General features: G+C 66.3%; 24 protein-coding genes. 15 read left to right on the forward strand and 9 right to left on the reverse strand.

The features are described from left to right. Positions 1 to 3: 3 nt before the first annotated feature. Positions 4 to 816 carry an ATP-binding cassette domain-containing protein gene (locus NOF53_RS06180; protein WP_255966425.1) on the forward strand — a complete coding sequence of 271 codons (813 nt, stop codon included), beginning with the start codon at positions 4 to 6 and terminating at the stop codon, positions 814 to 816. A gap of 60 nt (positions 817 to 876) precedes the next feature. Here NOF53_RS06180 and NOF53_RS06185 read toward each other — a convergent pair whose 3' ends face one another. Both NOF53_RS06185 and NOF53_RS06190 read right to left on the reverse strand, forming a co-directional pair. Continuing rightward, positions 877 to 2,283, reverse strand: coding sequence for an MFS transporter (locus tag NOF53_RS06185; RefSeq protein WP_255966426.1), 1,407 nt, complete (start codon positions 2,281 to 2,283; stop codon positions 877 to 879). Positions 2,284 to 2,403: 120 nt separating this feature from the next. Then, on the reverse strand, positions 2,404 to 3,081 hold the full coding sequence (locus NOF53_RS06190; protein ID WP_255966427.1) for a TetR/AcrR family transcriptional regulator: 678 nt from the start codon (positions 3,079 to 3,081) through the stop codon (positions 2,404 to 2,406). Between the two features lie 114 nt (positions 3,082 to 3,195). On the opposite strand from NOF53_RS06190, the gene NOF53_RS06195 reads away from it, so the two are divergent. The 7 genes from NOF53_RS06195 to NOF53_RS06225 all read left to right on the forward strand — a co-directional run bounded on the left by NOF53_RS06195 (position 3,196) and on the right by NOF53_RS06225 (position 12,483). Continuing rightward, complete coding sequence (locus NOF53_RS06195) at positions 3,196 to 4,113, forward strand: shikimate dehydrogenase (RefSeq protein WP_255966428.1); 918 nt, start codon at positions 3,196 to 3,198, stop codon at positions 4,111 to 4,113. 1,276 nt (positions 4,114 to 5,389) lie between these two features. Beyond that, the gene (locus NOF53_RS06200; RefSeq protein ID WP_255966429.1) at positions 5,390 to 6,784 is read left to right on the forward strand and encodes a CitMHS family transporter; all 1,395 of its coding nucleotides are present in this window, start codon (positions 5,390 to 5,392) and stop codon (positions 6,782 to 6,784) included. A gap of 42 nt (positions 6,785 to 6,826) precedes the next feature. After that, a complete protein-coding gene (locus tag NOF53_RS06205; protein ID WP_255966430.1) occupies positions 6,827 to 8,104 on the forward strand; it encodes a CaiB/BaiF CoA transferase family protein in 1,278 nt (425 codons plus the stop codon). Then, positions 8,104 to 8,916: an HpcH/HpaI aldolase/citrate lyase family protein gene (locus NOF53_RS06210; RefSeq protein WP_255966431.1), complete on the forward strand. Its 813-nt coding sequence runs from the start codon at positions 8,104 to 8,106 to the stop codon at positions 8,914 to 8,916. Before NOF53_RS06205 ends, NOF53_RS06210 begins: the two co-directional genes overlap by 1 nt. A 330-nt stretch (positions 8,917 to 9,246) precedes the next feature. After that, positions 9,247 to 9,861, forward strand: a complete 615-nt coding sequence (locus NOF53_RS06215) for a hypothetical protein (RefSeq protein WP_255966432.1) — start codon at positions 9,247 to 9,249, stop codon at positions 9,859 to 9,861. Between the two features lie 65 nt (positions 9,862 to 9,926). After that, the gene (locus NOF53_RS06220; protein ID WP_255966433.1) at positions 9,927 to 10,145 is read left to right on the forward strand and encodes a hypothetical protein; all 219 of its coding nucleotides are present in this window, start codon (positions 9,927 to 9,929) and stop codon (positions 10,143 to 10,145) included. 100 nt (positions 10,146 to 10,245) lie between these two features. Next, positions 10,246 to 12,483, forward strand: coding sequence for an ATP-binding protein (locus NOF53_RS06225; RefSeq protein ID WP_255966434.1), 2,238 nt, complete (start codon positions 10,246 to 10,248; stop codon positions 12,481 to 12,483). Positions 12,484 to 12,493: 10 nt separating this feature from the next. On the opposite strand, the gene NOF53_RS06230 is transcribed toward NOF53_RS06225, so the two are convergent. From NOF53_RS06230 to pcaH, 6 genes are read right to left on the reverse strand one after another with little or no spacing between them, the layout of a single operon-like run. Continuing rightward, positions 12,494 to 13,705 (reverse strand): acetyl-CoA C-acetyltransferase, encoded by a 1,212-nt coding sequence (locus NOF53_RS06230; protein WP_255966435.1) that lies wholly within the window; start codon positions 13,703 to 13,705, stop codon positions 12,494 to 12,496. Between the two features lie 36 nt (positions 13,706 to 13,741). After that, positions 13,742 to 14,539, reverse strand: a complete 798-nt coding sequence (locus NOF53_RS06235; RefSeq protein ID WP_255966436.1) for an IclR family transcriptional regulator — start codon at positions 14,537 to 14,539, stop codon at positions 13,742 to 13,744. Then, positions 14,536 to 15,729 (reverse strand): bifunctional 3-oxoadipate enol-lactonase/4-carboxymuconolactone decarboxylase PcaDC, encoded by a 1,194-nt coding sequence (gene pcaDC, locus NOF53_RS06240; protein ID WP_255966437.1) that lies wholly within the window; start codon positions 15,727 to 15,729, stop codon positions 14,536 to 14,538. Before pcaDC ends, NOF53_RS06235 begins: the two co-directional genes overlap by 4 nt. Next, positions 15,726 to 17,072 carry a 3-carboxy-cis,cis-muconate cycloisomerase gene (pcaB, locus tag NOF53_RS06245; RefSeq protein ID WP_255966438.1) on the reverse strand — a complete coding sequence of 449 codons (1,347 nt, stop codon included), beginning with the start codon at positions 17,070 to 17,072 and terminating at the stop codon, positions 15,726 to 15,728. The genes pcaDC and pcaB overlap by 4 nt, the downstream gene beginning before the upstream one ends. A 24-nt stretch (positions 17,073 to 17,096) precedes the next feature. Beyond that, on the reverse strand, positions 17,097 to 17,738 hold the full coding sequence (pcaG, locus tag NOF53_RS06250) for a protocatechuate 3,4-dioxygenase subunit alpha (protein ID WP_255966439.1): 642 nt from the start codon (positions 17,736 to 17,738) through the stop codon (positions 17,097 to 17,099). Then, positions 17,738 to 18,451, reverse strand: coding sequence for a protocatechuate 3,4-dioxygenase subunit beta (gene pcaH / locus NOF53_RS06255; protein ID WP_255966440.1), 714 nt, complete (start codon positions 18,449 to 18,451; stop codon positions 17,738 to 17,740). The genes pcaG and pcaH overlap by 1 nt, the downstream gene beginning before the upstream one ends. Positions 18,452 to 18,602: 151 nt before the next feature. Here pcaH and NOF53_RS06260 point away from each other — a divergent pair, with 151 nt between their 5' ends. Both NOF53_RS06260 and NOF53_RS06265 read left to right on the forward strand, forming a co-directional pair. Continuing rightward, entirely contained in the window at positions 18,603 to 19,352 is a 750-nt protein-coding gene (locus NOF53_RS06260; protein WP_255966441.1) for a CoA transferase subunit A, read from the forward strand. Continuing rightward, positions 19,349 to 19,990 (forward strand): CoA transferase subunit B, encoded by a 642-nt coding sequence (locus NOF53_RS06265; protein WP_255966442.1) that lies wholly within the window; start codon positions 19,349 to 19,351, stop codon positions 19,988 to 19,990. The genes NOF53_RS06260 and NOF53_RS06265 overlap by 4 nt, the downstream gene beginning before the upstream one ends. A 56-nt stretch (positions 19,991 to 20,046) precedes the next feature. On the opposite strand, the gene NOF53_RS06270 is transcribed toward NOF53_RS06265, so the two are convergent. Further along, a complete protein-coding gene (locus NOF53_RS06270) occupies positions 20,047 to 20,661 on the reverse strand; it encodes a maleylpyruvate isomerase family mycothiol-dependent enzyme (RefSeq protein ID WP_255966443.1) in 615 nt (204 codons plus the stop codon). A gap of 284 nt (positions 20,662 to 20,945) precedes the next feature. On the opposite strand from NOF53_RS06270, the gene NOF53_RS06275 reads away from it, so the two are divergent. The 5 genes from NOF53_RS06275 (at position 20,946) to NOF53_RS06295 (ending at position 26,124) form a co-directional block, all read left to right on the forward strand. After that, positions 20,946 to 21,317 (forward strand): hypothetical protein, encoded by a 372-nt coding sequence (locus tag NOF53_RS06275; RefSeq protein WP_255966444.1) that lies wholly within the window; start codon positions 20,946 to 20,948, stop codon positions 21,315 to 21,317. A gap of 46 nt (positions 21,318 to 21,363) precedes the next feature. Next, positions 21,364 to 22,056: a hypothetical protein gene (locus tag NOF53_RS06280; protein WP_255966445.1), complete on the forward strand. Its 693-nt coding sequence runs from the start codon at positions 21,364 to 21,366 to the stop codon at positions 22,054 to 22,056. A gap of 232 nt (positions 22,057 to 22,288) precedes the next feature. Continuing rightward, a complete protein-coding gene (locus NOF53_RS06285; protein ID WP_255966446.1) occupies positions 22,289 to 22,915 on the forward strand; it encodes a GNAT family N-acetyltransferase in 627 nt (208 codons plus the stop codon). A 57-nt stretch (positions 22,916 to 22,972) separates the two neighbouring features. Further along, positions 22,973 to 23,977 carry an iron-siderophore ABC transporter substrate-binding protein gene (locus tag NOF53_RS06290; protein ID WP_255966447.1) on the forward strand — a complete coding sequence of 335 codons (1,005 nt, stop codon included), beginning with the start codon at positions 22,973 to 22,975 and terminating at the stop codon, positions 23,975 to 23,977. 98 nt (positions 23,978 to 24,075) lie between these two features. Next, positions 24,076 to 26,124, forward strand: coding sequence for a S9 family peptidase (locus NOF53_RS06295; RefSeq protein WP_255966449.1), 2,049 nt, complete (start codon positions 24,076 to 24,078; stop codon positions 26,122 to 26,124). Positions 26,125 to 26,182: the final 58 nt, after the last annotated feature.

Below are 26,182 nucleotides of genomic sequence, written 5' to 3' on the forward strand. Positions count from 1 at the left end.
TCCATGAGTACGACCGCTGAAGTTCCCGTCGATTCGGAGTCGGGTGGCAAGGTGCCCCTGATCGAACTGAAGAACGTCGGCAAGCAGTACGGCAACATCATCGCGCTCCAGGGGATCAACCTGCGCGTAGGGGCGGGCGAGGTCACCGGTGTTCTCGGCGACAACGGCGCCGGAAAGTCGACTCTCATCAAGATCATCTCGGGTCTGCACCAGCAGAGCGAAGGCGAACTGCTCGTGGACGGTAAACCCACGACGTTCCGTAATCCCAAGGAGGCGTTGCAGAAGGGCATCGCCACCGTGTACCAGGACCTCGCGGTGGTGTCGTTGATGCCGGTGTGGCGAAACTTCTTCCTCGGACAGGAGCTGCGGAAGGGTGGGCTGATCAAGTCGCTCGACGCCGACGCGATGAGGGCGACCACCAAATCGGAACTGGCCAAGATGGGTATCGACCTGCCCGACGTCGATGCGCCGATCGGGTCGTTGTCGGGTGGCCAGCGGCAATGCGTCGCCATTGCCCGGGCCATCTTCTTCGGAGCCCGCGTCCTCATCCTCGACGAGCCGACGGCCGCGCTCGGGGTCAAGCAGTCGGGCATGGTGCTGCGATACATCTCCGCCGCCAAGGAGCAGGGGTTCGGGGTCGTGTTCATCACCCACAATCCGCATCACGCCTATATGGTCGGTGACCACTTCGTGTTGCTCAATCGCGGACAGCAGAAGCTCGACTGCACCTTCGACAACATCACACTCGAAGAACTGACTCAGCAGATGGCGGGCGGCGACGAGCTCGAAGCACTCACCCACGAACTGCGGCGTTAGGCACTGACACGACGATGCGCCCGGCACATGTGCCGGGCGCATGGTTCGTTTCCGAGCGGGTCAGACCTTCGCGTTCGCCTTCGCCTTCGCCTTCGTGAGCGCGACGTCCTCCTTGTCGAGGTCGAGCAACGGAGTGCGGGAGTTCTCCTTGGCGGTGGAGGCAGAAGCCGCGGCGACGAGTGCGCACATTGCGGTGAAGATCGCGACGGGCACCCAGTTCTTGGGGTCGGCGCCGCGGAGCGCCTGGGCGATGGTGGGGGCGAACCCGGCGAGTGCGAACCCGAGCTGCGTGCCGATCGCCATGCCCGAATAGCGGACGCGAGACGAGAACATTTCGGCGTAGAAGGCGGGCCAGATGGCGTTGGTCCCGGCGTAGACGCCGCCCATGAGCAGGATTCCGGCGAGGAAGATCAGTGTGACGTTGCCGGTGCCGATTGCGGAGAAGTACAAGAAGATCCCGGCGGCGGAACCGATCGCGCCACCGATGAAGACGGGCTTGCGGCCGATCCGGTCGGACAGGATGCCGAGTAGCGGCTGTGAGATCAGCGCGACACAGTTGGCTGCGATCGCGACCCACAGCATGGTGGTGCGGCTCATCCCGATGTCCGGGGTGGTGGCATAGGCGAGACCAAAGACGGAGAAGACGGTGCTGACGACGGCGATGAAGGCGCAGAACACGACGCGCAGCACGTCACGCCAATGCGTGCGGAACAGGTCGACGACGGGCAGCGGCGCGGGGGTCTCGTCCAGTGCTTCCTTGTTCGCGATGAAGATCTCGGGCTCTTCGAGCTTGCGACGCACGATGTAGGCGACGACGAGGACTAAGAGGCTGCACCAGAACGGGACACGCCAGCCCCAGCTGTAGAGGGTCTCGTCCGGCAGCGAGGCGACCGGGATGAACGCGAGGCTGGCTACGATGAAGCCGGCCTGGGTTCCGGTCAGGGTCCAGCTGCAGAAGAATCCGCGACGGTGGGCGGGGGAGTGCTCGAGGGTGAGGGAACCGGCTCCAGACTGCTCACCGGCAGCGGAGATGCCCTGGCAGATGCGCAGGAGCACCAGCAGCGCAGGCCCCACCATGCCCGCGGTCTCCGAGGAAGGCAGACAGCCGATCAGGAAGGTGACGACACCCATGAGCACCAGGCAGAACATCATCACCTTCTTGCGTCCGGCCCGGTCGCCGAAGTGTCCGACGAACACCGCGCCGATGGGGCGGGCGACGTAGGAGATGCCGAACGTGGCCAGCGACAGCAGCAACGGATTCTTCGAGCCTTCGAAGAACACGTGGGGAAACACCAGCGCGGCAGCCGAGGCGAAAATGTAGAAGTCGTAGTACTCGAGCAGGCTGCCGAAGAAGGCGGCTTTTGCTGCCTTCTTCGCGTTGATGGGATCGGCATTGGGGTCGACGGAGGAGCGGGCGTTGCCGTCACCGTTTCGACCGGAGACGCCGGTGCCGTAGTCGATGGTCATCGATACTCCTGGGAGCGTGGAGGGCGAACACGCTGCGCTCGACGAGCGGCTGTTCGAAGGTCGTGCAAGCAAGGTAACCCCGGTCACACGCTCTCGTCAATAATGGTCGAAATGGTTAGTTCATAACTTGCCGGGCTGCTGGAGGTAGGCAAGGACGACGTCACCGAGCATGGTGCGCAGGTGGGGGCGGTTCTCGGCCCCCGTGAGGTCCCAGTCGAACAACGCCTTGAACGTGTACCGGTTTGCCACCCGAAATACGCAGTACGCGCTGATGAGCATGTGGATGTCGAGGGCGGTGGTGTCGGCGCGGAAGGTTCCGGCGTCCTGCCCTCGCTGGAGAATTTTCTCGAGCGTGCGGATGGCAGGGGTCTGGGTCTCCTGCAGGCCCTCGGCCCGGCTCAAATTCGCGCCCCGATTCGTGTTCTCGATTGCGACCAGCCGAATGAAGTCGGGGTGCGCCTCATGGTGATCGAAGGTCAACTCGGCGAGCGCCCTGATCGCCTCGGTCGGATCGAGGTGATCGACGTCGAGCTGCGATTCCTCGTACCGGATCTCCTCGTACGCGCGCTGCAGAACCGCCCGATACAAGCCGTCCTTGTCGCCGAAGTAGTAGTAGAGCATCCGCTTCGTCGTGGCGGTTTTGGCCGCGATCTCGTCGATGCGGGCGCCGGCCAATCCCTTGTCGGCGAACTCCTTCATCGCCACGCGCAGGATGTCTTCCTTTGTCTTTTCGGGATTCCGTGTGCGTTTCACCCTCTCTTGTGTGGCCGTCTTCTCCGTTGCGTCGCCGCGTGTCATTTCGAGAACTCCTGTTCATCGCTGTTGCTTTCGCCCGTTATGGAGGTATGCTACCGTGACATAACTCACTAGATAGTTAATTAACCGGTAGACCCCCTCTCGGAAGTGACCGTCATGATTTCTCCTGCCCTCGACACCACCGCCGTTTCCCGCCCGTCGTACCTGTGCGGGCTGATCGGCTCGGGAATCTCGAAGTCCTTGACGCCTTCGTTGCACGAGGCGGAGGGCCGGGCGCAGGGAGTCGGGTACGTCTACCGGATCTTCGACCTCGAGACGCTGGGCATGGGCGTCGAGGGACTGCCCCACCTCCTGGCAGCCGCCAAGCTCCTCGGGTTCAACGGGCTCAACATCACGCATCCCTGCAAGCAGATGATCATCCCGCTCCTCGACGACCTGTCCGACGACGCCCGCACGCTCGGTGCCGTCAACACGGTGCACATCGACGGCGGACGGCTCATCGGCCACAACACCGACTGGTCCGGGTTCGCGCGGAACATGGACGAGGGCCTCGACGGTGCGCCGACCGATCGTGTGGTCCAGCTCGGCGCCGGCGGGGCGGGCGCGGCCGTCGCATACGCGGCGTTGACCCGCGGGGCCGAGCACTTCACGATCATCGATGCTGACGCCACACGTTCACAGCAGCTGCGGGATTCATTGGCAGCCATGTTCCCGGACCGCGTCGTCGTCTCCGGTGATCTCACCGCCGTGCCCGCCGCCGTCGGAGCAGCGCAAGGCCTCATCCATGCCACCCCGCTCGGCATGGCTCATCATCCCGGCATGGCGCTGGACGCCGAGCTGCTCCGGTCCGATTTGTGGGTTGCCGACGTCGTCTACCGCCCGGCGGAAACCGAACTGCTGCGACGTGCGCGCGACATCGGGGCGCGCACGCTCAGCGGTATCGGGATGGCCGTCGGCCAGGCGGTCGATTCGTTCCGCATCTTCACCGAACTCGAGCCCGACGCCCTACGCATGCGCGAGCACATGCGTCTGCTGCTCGCCGAAGAGGGAAGCATCGCACTCGCCGGCGCGTAAAGCACTTAGCTGCACCTGCACCACTTTCCGGAAGTTGTCAGCCTGTCTGAGACACGTTGGTGTTGATTCCCGACAGTCCGGGGCTCACCAGATACAGCTCGTAGCAGTCCTGCGTACGCGGTCCGCGCAGTTCCGTTGACATCCCACGACCAGCGTTGTCCGAGACCCCCGCAGGCCTCGATCGGCTTGGTGCGGGGACGGCTCCCGCCCCGTGTTTCGGGCGGCTTCGATCGCCGACCATGTTGTAGGGTCCCGAGACCCGTGCCCAAATCTCATCTGGGGGCCACTCGGTGGCCGATTGGCAATTGGGTGAGATTGTCTCGGCGTGGCTGTGTTGGGGCCGCGTAGCGGTGGATGATCCGAGCGAGTTACTACCGATGCTGGGAGATGCTGCGATAGGGATCGCTTCGGTGGCTGGATCGTCGAAATCGCATGCAAGTTCGGTAGATTCGAGTACGCGGCTGCTCGCTCGCCACCGCGCGATGGACGGCGCCGAGGAGATCCGACCGTTGCCGGACGTCCGCGTCGAGGATGGTGTTGGCGCGTTGCCGTGGCGGAGTTTTCGCTCGCATCAAGGTCAGAAACGCTATTCGGGAGCCAATTTGGTCGGCGACCGAGTCCGGGCACGTGATCTACGAGTCTCGGCTGGACCTGGCGCGGTTGCTTTTCGCGGATTTCGATGCGGGGATGCAGCGCGGGGTCGCTCAACCGTTTCTGCTGCCGTCCCCTGTCGCGGCAAGGGCCGCAGGCACAATCCCGACTACCTGCTGCTGACGAACGCCGGTCCGGTGATCGTGGGGGTGAAATCTCGCCAGCGGTGGGAGTCGAAGACGGTAGCGTTCACGGACGAGGGAGCTCGGTCGGTGTTGACCGCGCGTAGGTCGGCGTCCCCGTCCGGTCGGGGGTCACCTCGATGAGGAGGCTGTCGGGGCAGACTGTCATATTGCTTCGGGCAGAGCCTGAGCGCCTCGATGACGGGCGCCGACTGAGCGCCCCACTGAGGCGATCGGCACCCTCGCCGGTCTGACAACCCACTCCACGGTAGGGCCGGACAGGTCGTGGTGGCTGCGGGCGTCTGGCCGGCGAATGTCGGCGCACCGGCATGTTCCGCCGCAGGTGACATGCACAGGCCGCTGCCACCACAATGACCAGAACCTTCCTTTGTGAACACACCGTCCTCTACGAACGTAAGCGTGACTGTGAGCGGCGACACGGCCGACACTTCCTGTCATCGCAGCCACAACGGACTCGATGACGTTCGGACGAGGAGTGGGCAATGCTGGTGATACTGGGCTTTCTGATGGTCGCCGTGTTCATGTTCCTGATCATGACCAAACGGGCCACCCCCGTCGTCGGACTGATCGCGGTCCCGGTCGCGTTCGGCGTCGCCGCAGGCGCAGGCCTGGGCATCGGCGACATGATCACCGACGGACTCGAGGCGCTCGCGCCGACGGCCGCCCTGTTGTTCTTCGCGATCATCTTCTTCGGGATCATGATCGACGTTGGGTTGTTCGACCCGCTGGTGAAGCTGATCCTGCGGCTCGTCCGGGACGACCCGATGCGCCTGGTCCTGGGCACCGCGGTGCTCGCGATGGTGGTCTCCCTCGACGGGGACGGGTCGACGACGTTCATCATCGTCACCTCCGCGATGCTGCCGCTCTACCTGAAACTGAAGGTCAGCCCGGTGGTCCTCACCGTCGTCGCCGGTCTCGCGAACGGCGCGCTGAACATCATCCCCTGGGGTGGGCCCACCGTGCGGGCCGCCGCGGCGCTCAACATCTCACCGTCGGAGGTGTTCGTGCCGATGGTGCCGTCGATGATCGTCGGTCTCGTCGTGGTACTCGCGTTCGCCGCGCACCTCGGGCTGACCGAACGCCGCCGGATCGGCAAGCTGATCCTCACGTCCGAACCGCTGCTCACCGGCGCCGGCGTCGGAGTCGGGATCGGCGGCCGGGTCACCGGCGGCGGCAGCGGGGACCGGCCCGGCGGATCCGGAGGCGCCGGGGACGGCGGCGAGGGCTTCGTCGACGGCCTCGACCCGCAGCGTCCCACCCTGCGCCCGAAGCTGTTGTGGCTCAACGGTGCCCTCACCGCCGGCCTGCTCGTCGTGCTGGTCATGGACGTGCTGCCCATCCCGGTGCTCTTCATGGTCGCCGCCGCGATCGCCCTCGCCGTCAACTTCCCCCGCGTCAAAGACCAGCAGGAAGCCATCACCCGGCACTCGTCGAGCATCGTCTCGGTGGTCGCGATGGTGTTCGCGGCGGCCGTCCTCACCGGCGTGTTCCAGGGCACCGGCATGGTCGAGGCGATGGCCCAGTGGCTGCTCGAGATCATCCCGCCCTCGATGGGACCGCACCTGGCCGTCATCGTCGGAATCCTGAGCCTGCCGTTCACGTTCTTCATGAGCAACGACGCCTTCTACTTCGGCATCCTGCCCGTCCTCTCCGAGACCGCCTCCACCTACGGGATCGCACCGGTGGAGATGGCCCGCGCCTCCATCACCGGGCAGACCTTCCACATGCAGAGCCCGCTCGTGCCCGCCATCCTGCTGCTGGTCACCCTCGCCGGCGTCTCCCTCGCCGACCACCACAAGAAGGTGCTGTGGCGGGCCGCGGTCGTCTCACTGTCGATGCTCGTGGTCGGCGTCGCCCTCGGACACATCCCCTTCTGATCGCACCGCACCCTCCCGACCCGAACCCGCCGAGGAGTACCGATGACCCAGCACGCAGACGACGATGCGACAACCTCCCGCCCCACCGCATGTTCCACCGACCCAGCTGACGTGGTGCAGCACAGTCGCGGCCCGTTACACGGGATCCGCGTCGTCGACATCAGCACCGTGTACGCCGCCCCGATCACCGCCATGCTCCTCGGCGACTTCGGCGCCGAGGTGGTCAAGGTCGAACACCCCACGGGCGATCCCGCCCGCACCCACGGGGCGACCAAGGACGGGCACGGGTTGTGGTGGAAGGTCATCGCCCGGAACAAGAAGTGCATCACCCTCAATCTGAGTACCCCGGAGGGCCAACAGATTCTGCGCGACCTCCTGGTCGACGTCGACGTCCTGGTGGAGAACTTCCGTCCCGGTGTGCTCGAGAAGTGGGGGCTCGGACCGGATCGGCTGCAGTCCCTAAACCGGGGACTGATCACGTTGCGGGTCACCGGATTCGGACAGTCCGGACCCTATGCGGAGCGGCGGGCCTTCGGCACTCTGGCGGAGGCGATGAGCGGATTCGCGCACCAGACCGGCGAGGAAGACGGGTCCCCGACGCTGCCCCCGTTCGGTCTCGCCGACGGCGTGGCAGGCATCACCGGCGCGTTCGGTGTGGTGACCGCGCTGTATCACCGCGACGGCCCGGAGGGGCACGGCCGAGGCCAGGTTATCGACCTCTCCCTGCTCGAGCCACTCCTCGGAATCCTCGGTCCCGGCCCGAGCGCCTTCGACCAACTCGGCACGGTCGCCGGCCGTCAGGGTAATCGTTCCCCGAACAACGCGCCCCGCAACACCTACCGCACCAGCGACGGCCGGTGGGTCGCCGTCTCCGCCAGCGCCACCTCCGTCGCCGAACGAGTGATGCGTCTGGTCGGCCGACCGGACATCGTCGACGAGCCCTGGTTCGCCTCCGCGGGGGACCGCAGCAGAAACGGCGACCTCCTCGACGACGCCGTGGCGAAATGGATCGCCGCCCGCCCCCTCCGTGAGGTCACCGCCGAGTTCGAGCGAGTCGGCGCCGCCCTTGCACCCATCTACGACGTCGAGCAACTGATGAACGACCCACATGTACTCGCCCGCGGCTCCATCACCACCGTCGACGACGAGGACCTCGGCCCACTGCAGATGCAGAACCTCATGCTCCGCATGCTGCGAACACCCGGCGCCATCAGGTTCCCCGGCCGCCGCCTCGGCCAGGACAACGACAGCTTCTACCAGGAATCGCTCGGCCTCGACCCCGACCACGTCGCCGAACTCCGAGAAAAGGGAGTGCTGTAATGGATCGAAGCTATCTATTCGCCCCCGGGCACAACGAGAAACTCCTCGGCAAGGTCTTCGAGGCGGGCGCGGACGCGGTGATCCTCGACCTGGAAGACGCGGTGCCGCCGGAGCGCAAATCGGCCGCTCGACGCATGGTAGCGGAGGTGCTCGCCACGCATCCGTCCTGGGTGCGCATCAATGCCGCCCGAACGCCGGACGCTGCAGCCGATCTCGACGCCATTGCCGGCCTCGCGCACGGCATCCGCATCCCCAAGGTCGAGTCGGTCGAGGACGTTCGTTGGGTGACCGAACGAGCGCCCGGCACCCCACTGATCTGTGCGATCGAAAGCGCCCGAGGTGTCGTCAATGCGCTGACGATCGCCGCCGAACCGGGCGTCGAGCATCTCGCCCTCGGCGGCGTCGACCTGCAGAAGGACCTCGGCACCGGCAGCGGCGACGCCCCCCTGCACTACGTGCGCTCACAGCTGGTCGTCGCCTGCCGGGCCGCGGGGATCGCACCGCCGATTGACAGTGTGTACCCGCACCTCGACGACACCGACGGCCTTCGAAGGCAGGCCGCAGCGAGCCGCGAACTCGGATTCTTCGGCAAATCCGCAATCCACCCCTCCCAGCTGCCGATCATCCATACCGCATTCAGCCCACGCGCAGACGAACTGCAATGGGCGCAGGACGTCGTCGAAGCGTTCGACAGCGCGCACGGGGCCGCTCTCCGTCTACCTGGAGGAGAGTTCGTAGACCTTCCCGTTGCCGAGCGGGCACGCAGGATCCTGCAACTTTCCGAATCCCTCCAGCTCGACGGGCGCGCCTGATCACGATGGCACCCGACCACCCCACTCCCGTCGTTACCTACGCCGAGAGTTGGGAGTTATGCACTCACCCACCCATTTTCGCTGACCGCGTGCTGCGGAGACGCCGAAGAATCCCGATGCAAGAAGGCACTGGACCTACCCGCCGCCGTCCACGCGGCCCGCCGCAACGGCGCCTCATGGGTCGATGCTCGCGCGAACCCGACACGCGACGTTGACACCCGGCCGACCGGAAATTTCACGGTTTACATCACATTGACGATCGATCACCACAGGGTGCGGGTGAATTGATGTACAGAGAATGCACCCCGAGAAATGAAGTTGGGAAAATTCATGGGGACTGACATCCTTATCATCGACGATGGCACCGCACTCGGCGCGGCCGGCCATCCCTGCCCTCGGGCAATCGGGGTGCGCAACGCTGAAATCTCTCGTCGTCACCGACGACTCGGAGCCACGGCAATCGACATTCCATCATTGTCGACGCACCACCTCCCGTCGGCGTATCTCTCGGCAAGCGCCCAGACCTGCGGCCCGCGTGCACTACTCGGCCGGATCGTCGGATGCTGTCCGGGCGAGCGGCATGCCGATGCGGTTCGCTGGGTGATGGCGCGCGGGCACGCGATTGTCGCGCTAACCGATGGCGTGGCCGGCGTCGTCGGGTATGTCAGGGGCGGCTCCTTGCTGGTTCGTTACCGCCGTGCCGCCGACGTCGTCGCCACACACAGCGTCAGCGGCGCATTGACTGCCGGACTGCTATACGCATGGGACGAGTGGGGTCTGCTCGGCGCCAGCGCATACGAGGCGTTGCGGGGAATCGGCCTCCGCGAGGTCCACGACGTATTCCGCGACGCGAATCGCTACGGCGCATCGACTGCTTTTCCCCTCGGATCTGCACTCCCGCGGCACGAAATCGTGCTGGGCGCGTACCCGGAGATCGCGATATGACAATGGACCACATCAACCCAGTTGTCCCACGGATCCGACGGAGACGGCGCGGAGGTCGGGAAGAGGTGTACCTCATCGAATTCGCCCGCAGGTGGGCCGCGTTCGGTGGGCCGTCGGACGAGGACATTCTCGTTCAGTTCGGGATCGACAGAGCGGAATTCACCCACCTGCTCGCGCGGACTATCGACGAGTTCTTCTGGGAGGCCGAAACTGTCAGGCAGATCGTGAGTGTCTACCAAGTTCACGTTCCGTCTGCCGCCGATCGTCCTCATGTCACTCGTTAGTCCATCGGTGACTGGAAATCTCCCCCTCGAACTGAGCAGTTTCGTCGGTCGGCGGCGAGAAATCGCGCAGGTACGGCGCTTACTGGGCTGCTCTCGTCTCGTGACACTGACCGGTATCGGCGGCGTCGGCAAATCACGCCTTGCGGTGCGCGTGGCGTCGGAAGTACGACGCGCGTTTCCCGACGGGGTATGGCTGATCGACCTCGCCGCACCGTGCTCGACCGAGCAGTTAGCGGGCACCATTGCCGGTGCGGTGGGACTCGAGGCGGCAGCGGTGTCGTTCGACGATGTCGCCGACCTTCTCGCCGCACGGCAGGCACTGCTGGTCCTCGACAATTGCGAGCACGTGATCGACGCCGTCGCGGCCGCGGCGAAAATGTTGCTGCGCTGTTGCCCCCGCCTTCGAGTTCTCACCACCAGCCGCGAGTGCCTGCATGTCGGCGGTGAGGTCACGTTCTCGGTTCCCCCGCTCACGGTTCCGGAGCCGGGCCACCGCCTCCCGGCCGCGAGCCTGCCGTGTTATGAGGCGGTGACCCTTTTCGCGGACCGTGCTGCTGCCGCCGTTCCGGGGTTCGGGCTTACCGACGACATCGTCGCGGTCGTGGCACAGATCTGCCGGCGACTTGATGGCCTACCGCTGCCCATCGAGTTGGCGGCGCAGCGGCTGCGGGTGATGTCTCCTCATCAGATCCTGCGGCGCTTGGATGAGGGGTATCGCTTCCTGACCACCAGCGGCCGGGGTGCACCGGCGCGCCAGCAGAGCCTACGACGGTGCATCGACTGGAGTTACGAACTCTGCACCCCGCGCGAGCGGACCGTTTGGGCGATGGTGTCGGTGTTCGACGATGGATTCGAGTTGGATGCAGCCGAGGCGGTCTGCGCCGGTGTCCTCTCACCGGGCGAGTTGCTGGATGTGGTGACCGCGCTCGTCAACAAGTCGGTCCTGATTTGCGAGCCGGCACACGGTGTCGTGCGATACCGCTTGCTGGAGACGGTGCGTGAGTACGGCCGCGAGCGAATCCAAGAGAGCGGCGAGCATGTGACGGTTCGGCGACGACACCGGGACTGGTATCTGCAGCTTGCAGTCCGAGCAGACGCCGAGTGGATCGGGCCGCGGCAGACCGGGTGGATAAACCGGTTGGACCGGGAGCGCCCGAACCTGTACAAGGCGATCGCGTTCAGTGTGTCCGACCCATATGGTCCTTCCGCGGGATTGCGGATCGCGACTGCCCTCGGGCGGTTCTGGCTGGTGCGTGGCCTGCTCGAGGAGGGGCGAGACTGGCTCGCCCGGTCCCGAGCGGGTCAGGCCGAGTGCCCATCCCCGGCGCAGGTTACCGCGCTCTGCGCGGAGGCCACACTGGCAGGATTCCAGGGCGACAGCATCGGCGCCGACGCTCTCCTACGACAGGCCCACGAGTATGCCGTCGCCCTCGTCGACGTCCGAGTGCATCACCTGATCATGCGGACCGCGGGACACCTGGCACACGCGAGCGGTGACACCGCCGCTGCGAGGGGTCATTTCGAGTCCGCCGTCGACGCCGCCCGGGCATCCGGGGAGGTCGGTGCATGCCTCGAGGCATTGCTCGGTCTGGGAGCAGCTTCCGCCTGTGCCGCCGACGGCGCACGAGCGAAAAGCTGTTTCGAGGAAGTTCTCACCGCCACCGAATATCGTGGCGAATCCATCTATCGCACAATCGCGCTCGCCGCCACCGCGCGGCTCTTGGGCCGTCACGATCTCCAGCAGGCGATGGTATCGCTGCACAGCGCTCTCGACATGGCGGGCGAGGTGAGCAGTCCCCTCCTCACGATGGAGTGCATCAGCGTAGCGGCCGACCTCGCCGCCGAACACGGCAGGAGCCGGCACGCTGCGGTGTTGCTCGGTGCCGCCCGATCCCTCCAGGAATCGATGGGGATATCCAGGCACACCGCCTATGGCAGCAGTGATAACGGGATCCGGGAACGCCTGCGGCGGGTCCTCGGCGAGCGAGACTTCACCGACGCCGTCGAGAACGGACGCGCGTTGACGGTGCCGGCTGCCCTCGCCTGTGCGCTGGGAGATAGTTCCTGCACCACCGAGCAGCCGGATTCCACGCGAACGGCAGGCCTGACTCGGCGAGAGCGGCAGGTGGCGGATCTCGTGACCGAAGGCCTGACCAACAGGATGATCGCCGAGAAGCTGGTGATTTCGCCGCGCACCGCGCAGGGGCATGTCGAGCGGGTGCTGGGCAAACTCGGCTTCACTTCGCGTGCCCAGATTGCGGCGTGGATGGTTGAGCACCGGCGCCGAGAGCACGACCGGGACACGCCGACCGCAGTGACGAAAATGCGCGTGCACTGAAGACGACGAATCAGACCCGTTCGAAGACGGCGGCGAGGCCCTGACCGCCGCCGATGCACATCGTCTCGAGCCCGTAGCGAGTTTCGCGTCGATCCATTTCCCTCAGCAGCGTGGCGAGGATTCGCCCACCGGTGGCACCCACGGGATGCCCGAGGGATATACCGGAGCCGTTGGGGTTGAGCCGCTCGTCGGTGGGGTCGAGATTCCAGGTCCTCAGCACCGCCAGGGTTTGTGCGGCGAAGGCCTCGTTCAACTCGATCACGCCCATGTCGGACAGCGACAGCCCGAGTTGTCCGAGAGCCTTCTCCGTCGCCGGCACGGGACCGATGCCCATCGTGCGCGGCGGGACGCCGGCCACTGCCCAGGACGCCATGCGGGCGAGCGGCTTCAGGCCGAGTTCCTTCGCCTTCTCTGCCGTGGTCACGATGCAGAGCGCGGCGCCGTCGTTCTGGCCACTTGCATTACCCGCGGTGACAGTGGATGCCGATTCGATCTTGGCGCGGATCGCGCGCAGCTTGGCGAGCGACTCCACCGTGGTGTCGGCGCGCGGGTGCTCGTCGGTGTCCACGACGACGGGGTCGGACTTTCGCTGCGGCACAGTGACACCGACGATCTCCTCGGCGAAACGACCCGACCGCTGCGCCGCCACCGCCCGCTGATGCGACTGCACCGCGAGCGCGTCCTGGTCCTCACGGCTGATGTCGAACTCGGCGCGGAGGTTCTCGGCGGTCTCGATCATGCCGCCGGGCACGGGGAAGTTCGCGCCGCCGGCGGTGACGCGGGCGCGGGCGAGCCGGTCGGCGAGTTGCACCCCTTCGCCCTTGACACCCCAGCGGATGTTCGGGTTGGTGTAGAACTCGGCCTGGCTCATGGATTCGGCGCCACCGGCGAGGACGAGATCGTTGCCGCCGGACGCCACCTGCAGCACGGCGGTGATGACCGCTTGCAGACCGGATCCGCAGCGGCGATCCACCTGCATACCGGGGACGTCGATGCCGAGTCCGGCGTCGAGGGCCGCGATCCGGCCGATGGCCGGGGCTTCCCCACCTGGGGACGCCTGGCCCAGGATGACGTCGTCGATCACACCGCCGTCGATGCCCGTTCGTTCGACGAGTGCGGTGATGACCGTGGCGGCGAGACTTTGGGGAGTGAGGTCCTTGAACACTCCGCCGAAACGCCCTACCGGGGTTCGCAGGGGTTCACAGATGACGACGTCACGCATGGAAAACCTTTCATAGCTGTTCAGTGTCGGACCGCGTCAACGATTGACGGTGGCGAGGTCTCGTTCGATGTCGTGTGCGGCACCACGCAGCGCGGGGATCAGGTCCGAGTACAAGTCGTCGAGGCTGTACCGTGCGGCATGGGTTGAGATGTTGACCGCCGCGACGGTCTCGCCGGAGGCCGAACGAATGGGCGCTGCCATCGAGCGCAGCCCGGCCTCGAGTTCCTGATCGAGGAGGCAGTAGTCGTCCTTCCGGACCTCCAGGATCGCTGATCGCAGATCGGCCGGGGCGCTGATGGTGCGCTCGGTAAGCGGTTCGATCTCGATCCGCTCGAGGTAGGCGTCGAGTGCCTCGTCGGACAGGCCGGCCAGCAGGACGCGTCCCATCGACGTGGCGTAGGCGGGGAACCGGGTGCCGATGGTGATGCCCACCGTCATGATCCTGCTGACGGGAACCCTCGCGACGTACACGATGTCGTCGCCGTCGAGGATCGACACCGACGACGACTCGTGCACGTGTTGACTGAGCTTCTCGAGATGCGGCTGCGCGACCTCGGGTAGTGAGAGGCTCGACAGGTAGCTGTAGCCCAATTCGAGCACGCGCGGCGTGAGCCAAAAGGCCGAACCGTCCGTGGCCACGTACCCCAGTTCGACGAGCGTCAACAGAAACCGACGCGCGGTGGCGCGGGTCAGGTCGGTGGCGCGGGCGACGTCGCTGAGGGTGCGTCGCTGATTCTGCCGGTCGAAGCACCGGATCACCGCGAGGCCACGGGCCAGCGACTGCACGTAGTCGGGGGACGGGAGGATCTTCTCCGTCGGTTCGGTTGCGGTCATGTCTGCGAATCATCCTCGCTTTCGGAGGAGGACAGGTCGGCGAGGGCCTTCTTGCCGAGCGCGAACCCGAGGTTGCTGTTGGGAACACCGGCATAGACGGCGGTCTGCAGAAGTACCTCGCCGATGGTGTCCGCGTCGACCCCGCCGCGCAGCGCCGCGCGAATGTGCATGTCCAGTTCGTGCTCGTTGCCGACCGCGGTGAGGACAGCGATGGTGAGGAGGCGCCGCATCTCGTGGTCCAGTCCGGGGCGCGACCAGATGTCACCCCAGGCTGTGCGGGTGATGAAGTCCTGGAAGGGCGCGGTGAAATCGGTGGTCCCCTCGATCGACTTATCGACGTGCGCGTCACCGAGAACGGAGCGTCGAACCTTCATGCCCTCGGCGTGCGCTGCCCGCCGTCCTCGTGCGTACCCGCCACCGAGAATGTGCTCGCGCAGCAGGGCGGTGACGGCACCGGCCTGTTCGAGGTTGGCCACGTGCGCAGCGGGGGAGAGCACCTCGAATCGCGCACCGGTAATGCCGTCGGAGAGAACCTGCATGACGGAAGGCGGGGTCGACGGATCCTCGGCGCCGGCGAGAACCAGCGTGGGTGCGGCGATGCGGGACAGATCGGCCGTGAAGTCCCAATCAGCAAGGGCGTCACAGCAGGCGGCGTAACCCTCCGCCGACGTCGACGCGATCATCTCGCGGTAGTGCCGCACGAATTCGGGATCGCGCTTGGCTAGCCCCTCGCTGAACCACCGTGCGACAACGGCATCCGCGAGCGACTCCGGACCGTCGGTGCGCGATGCCGCGGCCCGCTCGATCCATGCCTGCGGTTCACCGAATTTCGCGGCGGTGCACAGCAGCGACAGCGACAGCACCCGGCGCGGAGCGTGGGCCCCGAGCCACTGGGCGATCGCGCCGCCCATCGAGAGCCCCACGATGTGGGCGGCGTCGACTCCGAGCGAGTCGAGCAGCGCGAGGACGTCCTCGGACAGTTCGCGGACGGAGTAAGGGCCGTCCGGTGCGGGCGACTCACCGTGGCCGCGCTGATCGACGGCGACGACACGGCAGTCGTCGGACAGCGCCGCGATCTGCGGGTCCCACATGGACCGGTTGGAGCCGAGCGATCCGAGCAGGACGACGACGGGGGCGTCCGCCGCGCCGCTTCGGGGTCCGGAGATTTCGTGTGCGAGTGCGACTGTCATCGCGTTCCTTCCCGGCCGCGGGCCACTGTCTCCAGTGCGCGGTCGACGATGTCGTGGGCGTGGCCGAGGTATCCGGCGGGGTCGAGCAGGGCGCGGATCTCGTCCGCCTGCAGGTATTCAAGGAGCCCCGGATCCTCGTCGAGGGGGTGTCCGGTCTCGCACGCCGCGGTGACGAGGTCGCGCGCGTTGTCGGTGCGCGCCGACAGGGCGCCGGTAACACGTTCCGCGAGGAGCAGGCCACCGGTGAGGTCGAGGTTGCGGGCCATCGCGTCGGGGTGGACGTTCAGCCCACCGAGCGAGTCGGCGATGCGCGCGACGGCTCCGCCGGTGAGGCGCAGCAGGTCCGTGAGCGTTTCCCACTCGGCGTGCCAGGCGCCCGCAGCGCGCTGCTGCTCGTGATCCATCGAGCCGAGGATCGTCGCGACGAGTCCCGGGGTGCGGCGGGCCGCGGCGCGGGCCGCGATCGCGGCGACCGGATTGCGCTTGTGCGGCATCGCCGACGAACCGCCGGGTGCCCCTTCGCTGACCTCGCCGACCTCGGTGGACGACAGGAACACGATGTCGGTGGCGATCTTGGACACCGCGCCCGCCGCCGTTCCGAGCGCCGACGCGAGCTGTGCGATGCGGGTGCGATCCGTGTGCCAGGGCACGTCCTGACGCGTCAGACCGAGTTCGTCGGCGAGGGCGTCGGCGACCTCGAGGCCGTGCGGATACAGCGCCGCGGAAGTTCCTGCGGCGCCGCCGAGTTGCACAGGCAGATTCCTGAGCGCGTCGAGCAGATTGCGGGAAACCCTGTGCAGAGCAGTCATCCAGCCTGCGGCGAGAACACCGAAGGTGGTGGGCAGTGCCTGCTGTCCGAGAGTGCGGCCCGCGATCGGGGTGGTGCGCTGGGTCCGCGCGAGCGCCTCGGCGTAGAGCACCGCCTCGTCGAGGGATGCCAGGATGTGCGCACCCGACCGGCGGCACAGGACCATCAGGGCGGTGTCGAGAATGTCCTGACTCGTGGCGCCCTTGTGCACGTGGCTTCCCGGCACCCCGAGATCGGCGGCCGCGACCTCGCCGCGGAGCAGTTTCACCAGCGGGATCACGGGATTACCCCCCGTTGCGGCCGCCTCGCCGAGGGCACCGACATCCACGGAGCCCGCGGCGACGACGCGCGCGAACACCGACGAGATGGCGTCGGCGGACGCCGCGGGGATGACGTCGCACTTCGCCTCCGCCCGGGCCAACGCTGCTTCCACCTCGACCATCGCGGTCACCCAAGCCTGGTCGGAGAGCAGAGCCGACAACTCTCCGGCGCCGAACGTCGGGTCGAACAATGCACCTCGGGCGGAAAAATTCACGCGAGATCCTTTCTCACCGATCGGTCACAGGGCGAAGAACGGTGTTTCCCGTCCTTCCGCATTCTGCACGTGGATCGTCAAGTGGTATCCGCGATCGGTCTTCTCGGCGATCAACTTCGGACGGTCCGCTTCGGGGACGGCGGAGAGCACGGGGTCCGATGCGTGCGCGTCCGTGTCCTCGGGGAAGTAGAGCCGGGTATAGAGACGCTCGAGCATGCCGCGGGCGAACAGTCCGACGTTGATGTGCGGTGCCTCGACGGCGCCGTCCTCGGCGGGGAATGTGCCCGGCTTGACCGTGTGCACCACGGTCGTGCCGTACTCGTCGGCGAACACGCGTGCCAGGCTGCGGAATCCGGCCGGGGTCGCCTCTGCGGCACCACGGGGATCGGTGGGGCTGTTGAAGCGGCCCGCCGCGTCTGCCTGCCAGGTCTCGATCATCGCGTCGCCGATGGGCTGACCTGCGCCGTCGATGACGTTGAAAGACACGTCAATTCGTCCTGGCGCGTCCTCCGGTACGGCGTCGCCGCTGTTCTCCCACGTGGGGAACAGGCCGATATGGACGTACGGGCCGACGGTTTGGGACGGGGTGACGCCGAAAGGAACCTGGTCCTGGCTCCTGGCGAAGACCGGGTAGCGGGGGGCGTCGGGGTTCTGGGTGTCGATCATCAGTGGCCCTCCGATTGCTCGAACGGGGTGGCGTCCTGACCGCGTAGGACGATGTCGAACTTGAATCCGACTGCCCAGTTTTCGCGGGTGTGGTCGTAGTCGAACGTGCTGATCATCCGCTCGCGGGCCGCTTCGGGCACGGAGTTGTAGATCGGATCCTGGAAGAAGAACGGATCGTCCGGGAAGTACATCTGCGTGACCAGTCGCTGGGTGAACGCCTGACCGAACAGGGAGAAGTGGATGTGTGCCGGTCGCCATGCGTTGTGGTGATTGCCCCACGGGTAGGCGCCGGGCTTGACGGTCGTGAACTCGTAGTGGCCCTGCTTGTCGGTCAGGCAGCGGGCGACACCGTTGAAGTAGGGGTCGAGCGGGGCCGGCCAAGAGTCCATCTTGTGGCGGTAGCGGCCGCCGGCGTTGGCCTGCCACACCTCGATGAGAGTGTCGGGTATGGGCTTTCCCGCACTGTCGAGAACGTGGCCGTGGACGATGATGCGCTGTCCCTGCGCTTCGCCGCCGTTGGCGTGGGTCATGTCGTTCTCACCCTTGGCGACGTCGGCCTCGCCGAAGACCGGACCGGTGATCTCGCCGAGTCGCTGCGGGATCAGGATCAGGTCGTTCTCGGGACTGCGCAGCCGGGTCGTCTTGTACTCGGGGAACAGCAGCGGGGCATTGGCTTCGTGCCCGGCCTGGTACGGGGCTGGCAGATGCAGCATGAAACAGATCCTCACGTTCTCGATGTGAACAGTCGGCCGCTATCCGCACATAGTAGTCGTGTTCTGTGATGAGGCCAACAGGCGGGCCGAGACTTGTTCGCAATGTGGATGAGTGTTCACTACTCGAACATTTTGCGGTAGCCTGGGTCACATGGTCAACAAAGTCTTCGCAACGGCGGCCGAGGCCGTTGCCGATGTCCCCGACGGAGCGTCCCTCGCAGTGGGCGGCTTCGGCCTCGTCGGTATCCCCTCGGCCCTCATCGACGCCCTCCTCGCGCAGGGTGCGACCGACCTCGAGACAGTCAGCAACAACTGCGGCACCGACGGCTTCGGTCTAGGTCTGCTCCTCGAACAGCACCGGATCCGGCGCACAATCAGCTCGTACGTCGGCGCCAACAAGGAATTCGCGCGGCAGTATCTCAGTGGAGAGCTCGAGGTCGAGCTCACCCCGCAGGGCACGCTCGCCGAGCGCATGCGCGCCGGGGGAGCGGGCATCCCCGCCTTCTACACACCCGCCGGTGTCGGGACCCAGGTCGCCGAAGGCGGGCTGCCGATCCGTTACGACGGGCAGGGCGGAATCGCCGTCGCGAGCAAGCCGAAGGAGACCCGCGAATTCGACGGCGAGGCCTATGTCCTCGAGCGGGCCATCCGCACCGACTTCGCGCTGGTCCACGCGTGGAAGGGTGACCGCCTCGGCAACCTCGTCTACCGGGAGACGGCCCGCAACTTCAACCCCGATGCCGCGGGCGCGGGCCACATCACGATCGCGCAGGTCGAATACCTCGTCGAGCCCGGTGAGATCGACCCTGCCGAAGTACACACACCCGGCATCTTCGTGCAGCGCGTGGTCGAGGTGGGCAGGCAGGAAACAGGAATCGAGAACAGGACGGTGCGCGCATGAGCTGGACGCGGAACGAGATGGCAGCCCGAGTCGCCGCAGAACTCGAAGACGGACAGTACGTGAATCTCGGCATCGGCATGCCCACCTTGATTCCCGGCCACATCCCGGCCGGTAAGGACGTCATCCTGCATTCGGAGAACGGAATCCTCGGCGTGGGGCCGTACCCCACCGAGGACGAGGTCGACCCCGAACTGATCAACGCGGGCAAGGAAACCATCACCGTGTCGCCCGGTGGGTCGTTCTTCGCGTCATCCGATTCTTTCGCGATGATCCGCGGTGGCAGCGTCGACGTGGCCGTTCTCGGCGCCATGCAGGTCAGCAGCCACGGCGACCTGTCCAACTGGATGGTTCCCGGGGCCATGGTCAAGGGCATGGGCGGAGCCATGGACCTCGTCCACGGCGCAGGCAAGGTCATCGTGATGATGGACCACCTCACCAAGAAGGGTGAGCACAAGATTCTCGAGGAGTGCACGCTGCCCTATACAGGCAAGCGGTGCGTGCAGAAGATCGTCACCGATCTCGCAGTCATCGACGTGACGCCGGACGGGCTGCGACTCGTCGAGACCGCGCCGGGCCACAGCATCGACGAAGTGCAGGCTGCAACAGGCGCCACCCTGCTGGTCGACGCCACGGTGTAATCCGCAAATTCGATCGAAGCCATGAATGTGCCCGCTCCATAGTCGAGCCGCGGGTGTCACAGCGGTAGGCCCGCGACTCGTCCCGCCGGCACCGTCCGGCCGCACATCACGAGGGCGAGGTCTTCACCGGAGCCGCACAGTTCGTTGCCCGACCCGAAAGTCCAGTCCATGTCGGTAGCCGATAGCCGCCGGCCCTCGATATCGATGCCGAAGCGGGCGTGTCCACCGCCCTGTGTGAGGTCGTCGAGCACCACCCGGATGGCCTCGTCCGGAATGCGGCGGGTGGACCCGAGTGGCACGGTGGCGTCGAGGCTGTGGATCACCACGTGGTTGAGGGCGCCGTGGTAACCGCCACCAGGCGGAGTCCAGTGCTGCATCACCTCGGAGCGGAGGCCGGCGACGAGGTCGGCGGTGGGGAGTCGAGCATCCTCTGCGGCGATCTGGTTCGACAACCGAGTGAAGTCGAAGTGGCAGTCCTGCAACCTGGCCATGAACTCGTCGCCCGAATAGCGCGCCGCCATGGTCACATGCGCAATGACTTCACGCACCCGCCACCCGTCGCAGAGCGACGGCGTGTCCCACCGTGCATCGGCAAGTGTCTCGAGTTGGTCGGCAAGTGCCGAGAATTCCGCAGCGACAACTGGTTGCAGATGCGCGTCGTCATCAGTCATTGCAGACCTTCCCGCCTCGACATGTCGGCGACTCTCCCGGTGTCGTACACCCACCGTAGACCCGGTTGCGCGGCGGCCGGGAGTAATCGGGCCCGGAGTGTGCGGTCGGGCGTGCACGTTCGGTGCGCCGCTCCCGCCGATGCCGCCCATGATCCCGCGAACTTTCCCCGGCAGTGCGACCGGAGCGGACAATGGGTATGCGGAACTGCGCTTTTCACCACAAACGGGACGATGGGGAGGGTCATGGTGGACACGGTGGCGATGGGCAATGGGACGATGGGGCCGTGACTGCAGACCCGCCCGGGCGAGCCTCGCGCCGCCGCCGATTCCCGTTTCGCGCGGCCGCGACGTTCTTTCTCGCTGCATTCCTGCTGTGGATCAGTGCCACGTGGTATTTCGGTTCACTCGACTATCCGCTGGGTAGTTCGAACAGTGCCTTCGTGGCATGCGGATCCCCGTTCTCTCCCACCCCTCAGGGCGATCTTTCGGTCACATCGATCGGTGGACATGCTGTTCCAGGAGAAGAGCTCCACCGCGTATGTGCGGCTGCGCTGACCGGCACAGCGCGCATCTCGTTGGTGACGGCAGTGTTCGCGGTGTGTGTCCTCCTCCTCGGCGCGCGACTGCTCCGGAGCTTCAGGCAGGGCATGAGCTGACGTGAGGGTCTGACGCCGCCCTCGGTCCGGCGATATCGTGGACGCCATGGTCCTGTTCGTGCCCTACCGATTCCGCGGACCCGCAGCTTCGGGGAACGGCGGGTATGTCGCCGGGCTCCTCGCTTCGACGCTCGACCACGACGGGGCTCCTACGACTCCGGTGACCGTGACATTGCGCAGACCACCACCGCTGGAAGTCCCGCTGGAGGTGGTGAGGGGTGACGGGCAATCTACTGCGCAGGACCTTGACGGTACTATGATTGCCGAAGCTCAGCCGGGTTCTGGTGACGCGCCCCGGCAGGTCCCGGCGGTGAGTCTCGATGTCGCCCTCGCCGCGTCCGAGACCTATCCCGGCCGACACCATCATCCGTTTCCGCAGTGTTTCGTGTGCGGACCCGATCGCGCTGCCGGCGACGGCATGCGCCTGTTCCCCGGCCGGATCGACGACGGCAGCACCGCATGCGTGTGGCACGTCGATCCCGACCTCGCGGGGCAGACGGCTTTCGTGTGGGCAGCGCTCGATTGCCCCGGTGGCTGGGCGGCGCCGATCGAAGATCGGCCTATGGTGCTGGGCAGGATCACCGCCCAGGTATCGGCGTTGCCCGAGGCAGGTGAGGACTGCGTGATCACGGGTCGGTTGGTCGGCTCGGAGGGCCGCAAGGTGTGGACCGCGACCACAGCTTACGGAGCGGACGAGCGCGAACTCGGTCGTGCCTTCGCAACATGGATCACGCTCTGAGGTGGTGAACTACCGGGGCTCCCGCATTCGGATTGCTCACCCGTGGAACCACATCCGAGTTTCGGCTCTCCTTTCCTCCTCGCCCGCGTCGTACCAACGGGACGTTCGTTCGATCTGACGCAACGGACGTCCCGTTCGTTCAGGTTCGGTGGGTGTCGGCCGGCTCTGCGGAGTGGGAAACGACGCGCTCGAAGTTGCGCCGACGAGAGCCTCGCGGCCGTACCCTCGACGCATGGGTGTGAGCGTTCGAGCTGTGACCAGAAAAGACGTTTCCGAGTCGGCCCAGGTGCTCGCCGATGCCTTCTTCGACGACCCCGTCATGGAGTGGATGTGGCCCGATCCAGCTCGCCGACGACGCGGACTGCCCCTGCTCTTCGCGGCCGATATGCGGTATCACCACCTCGCCGGGGGAGGGGCCGAACTGGCGATGGACGCCGACGGCATCGTCCGTGGCGCCGCGATGTGGGACCCGCCCGGGCGGTGGAAGCAGTCCACATGGTCTTCGGTTCTCAGCCTTCCGCGCCTCGTGCAGGCGTTCGGTGGGCGGCTGGGTGTCGGCGCGGCGGTGAGCGGAACCATCGACTCCGCCCATCCGGCCGATCCGCGGCACTGGTATCTCGCGACTATCGGGACGTCGAGTGCCGGCCGTGGTGGCGGTTACGGCACGGCGCTGATGCAGTCGCGACTCGACCGTTGTGACGCGGAAGGGCTTCCCTCCTACCTCGAATCGAGCAAGGAGGGCAACATCCCGTACTACGAACGCTTCGGCTTCGAGGTCACGCGGGAGATTCGGATCCCGGACGGTGGCCCGGCCGTGTGGGCGATGTGGCGAGAACCTCAGCGTGATCCCTTAGGATAGGCTCGCCAAGCCTGGACCGCGCGAAAATTTCGCCTGGTGGACGAGAGGGTCGCCTGCATGAACCTGGGTCAACAGAGAGCCGGCCTGAGCCGCCGCAGCTTCCTCGTCGGAACCGGGGGAGCGTTACTTGCGTTCGCTGCGGCGTGCAGCAGTTCCGGAGGCGAGACCATTGACGAGCCCTCGGGGCCCATGGTCGCGCACAAGTACGGCGAGACTCAGGTGCCGGTCGATCCGCAACGCATCGTGAGCGTCGGCTACAACGATCACGACACGATTCTCGCTCTCGGTGGCACTCTCGTAGGCACCTTCGACTGGTACGGCGACCACCCGTACGGAGTCTGGCCCTGGGCGCAGGACCTGCTGGGCGACTCCCAGCCCGAGATCGTCGGCACCGCGTCGACCAACATCGATTTCGAAAAGGTCGCGACGGTGGCGCCCGACCTGGTGGTCGGCACCTACTCCGGTCTGACGCAGGCCCAGTACGACAAACTGCGTGCCATCGCGCCGACCGTGGCGCAGCCGTTGGGTTTCGCGGACTACGGCGTTCCCTGGCAGGACCAGACGCGCGTTCTCGGCACGGCCCTCGGCAGGGAGGACAAGGCAGCCGAATTGGTGTCCGCGGTCGAGAAGCAGTACGCCGACGTCCGAGCAGCCAACCCGGCTTTCGCGGGCAAGACCGTACTGGTGGGCGCACTCAAGGGTCCGGGACAGTTCGGGGTGTACGGGCCGGAAGACCCGAAGGTTCGATTCTTCACCGACCTCGGCTTCGTCAATCCTCCTGTCACCCAGCAGATCACCGGCAATTTTGCGGAGATCAGCACCGAGCAGCTGTCGTTGGCGGATGTGGATCTGCTCGTCTGGTACGCGGGTGGTGGTTACGGGGACAAGCTGCGCGCCGAACTGGCCAAGACGCCGATCTACCAAGAACTCGGCGTCGTCGAAGCAGGCCGCACCATCATCCTCGAAGATGCCGCCGCCGAGGCGATGGCCTGGAGTACGGTGTTGAGCCTGCCCTATGCGCTGTCCGAAATCCCGCCGCGGATCACACCGCTGATCGACTGACTCCTTGCGCGCGATCGTGACCTTTTCGCGGCCCGGTAGTCGGCGCGACGCTCGGCGATGTCCGACGACACGCCGCGCGTCCGTGGTACCAACGAACTGTGACCGCGATTCCTGAACTTCACGCCGGAACTCCTTTCGACGATCTCGACGACTATCTGGCTCTCGGCCGCCTCGGTGGTCTGGTGCTGTCCCCGGACGGGCGTCGTCTCGTCCTCGCGCAGTCGACACTCGACGCGAAAGCCACCAAGTATGTCACCGCCCTGTGGGAGATCGATCCCAGTGGAGAGCGGGCGGCACGTCGACTGACACGAGGGCGAACGGGTGAGGCCAATCCGGCGTTCACCAGTAGCGGTGACCTCCTCTTCACGTCCTCGCGGCCGACCCAGGACGAAGAGGAATTACCCGAGTCCCTGTGGCGGCTCCCCGCGGGCGGCGGCGAGGCGGCGGTAGTCGCCCGGCGGGGTGGAGGTATCACCGGGGTGCGGGCGGCGCGGCGTGCACCGCGGTTCGTCGTAACCACCGGCGTGCTGGGGCGGTCAGGGGAGAAGGACGAGGACGAGCGCGTGCGTGCCGAACGCAAGGACAAAAAGGTGTCCGCCATCCTGCACTCGGGGTACCCGATCCGGTACTGGGACCACGACCTCGGACCTGAAGTGCCTCACCTGCTGTCCGGGACGCTGGGCGACAGGTCGCAGGACGAGGAGGTGGAAACCGAGCTGATCGACCTCACGTCGATGCCCGGCCCTGCCCTGCGTGAGGCGAACTACGCGCTGAGCGAGGACGGCACCTTCGTCGTCACGTCCTGGACGGTCCCGGCCCCGACTGCGTCCATCCGGACGATCCTCGTGCGTATCGATACCGAGACAGGGAATCGGACGATACTCGTCGACGATCCCGCCGCCGACCTGTCGGATCCGGTCATCTCACCCGGCGGTGAGCACGTGGTCTTCAGCAGGGAGTCGCACGCCACTCCGGAGGGTGCGCCCCGGTTCACTTTGCACCGCTACAGTTTCGGTACACGAACTGTGACGGACGTGGCACCGGGCTGGGATCGCTGGGCCACCTCCGTGAACTGGTTACCCGACGGGTCGGGGCTGGTGCTGACGGCCGACGACAACGGGCGCGCGCCCCTCTTCGTCGTCCGCGAAGGTGCAGAGCCGAGACGGGTGACTACGGACGATTCCGCCTATACCGACGTTCAGGTGGCCCCGGACGGATCCGCGGTGTTCGCACTGCGGGCGTCGTACGCGGCCCCGCCCCACCCGGTGCGCGTCGACCTCGCCACGGGGGCGGCCACGCTGTTGCAGGCACCGGAAAACCTCCCCGAGCTCCCCGGATCACTGACCGAGGTCGAGACCGTTGCAGACGACGGGGTGCCGGTGCGTGCCTGGCTGGCCCTGCCGAACGGCGCGTCCGCACACGCGCCGGTCCCGTTGACGTTGTGGGTGCACGGTGGACCGCTCGGTTCGTGGAACACGTGGTCGTGGCGCTGGAACCCGTGGTTGCTGGTGGCGCGCGGCTACGCGGTTCTCCTGCCCGATCCGGCCCTGTCCACCGGTTACGGACAGGAGTTCGTCCAGCGGGGCTGGGGGCAGTGGGGCAAGGCGCCGTTCACCGACCTCATGGCGATCACCGATGCGGCGGTGGTGTTGCCCGAAATCGACGAGAAGCGCACGGCGGCGATGGGTGGATCGTTCGGTGGTTACATGGCCAACTGGATTGCGGGGCACACTGATCGATTCCAGGCGATCGTCACCCATGCGAGCCTGTGGGCGCTGGATCAGTTCGGTCCGACCACGGACGCCGCCTGGTACTGGCAACGGGAGATGACCCCCGAAATGGCAGTGGAGAATTCACCCCACCTCTACGTCGCCGACATCGTGACGCCGATGTTGGTCATCCACGGCGACAAGGACTTCCGCGTTCCGATCGGCGACGGGTTGCGGTTGTGGTTCGAACTGCTGTCGGAGTCGGGACTGCCCGCCGACGACGAGGGCCGCACGGAGCACCGTTTCCTGTACTTTCCGGACGAGAACCACTGGATCCTCAGCCCGCAGAACGCGAAACTGTGGTATCAGGTGGTGCTGTCGTTCCTGTCCGAACACGTCCTCGGTGAAGAGGCGCCACTGCCGGAGATCCTGGGATAGTCGGGCCCGGAGATCCCCGAGGCGGTTCTCGTCGAGGCGCCGATCGGGACGTGCGCAA

Source organism: Rhodococcus tibetensis, assembly GCF_024438035.1.
Lineage (GTDB): Bacteria > Actinomycetota > Actinomycetes > Mycobacteriales > Mycobacteriaceae > Rhodococcus_F > Rhodococcus_F tibetensis.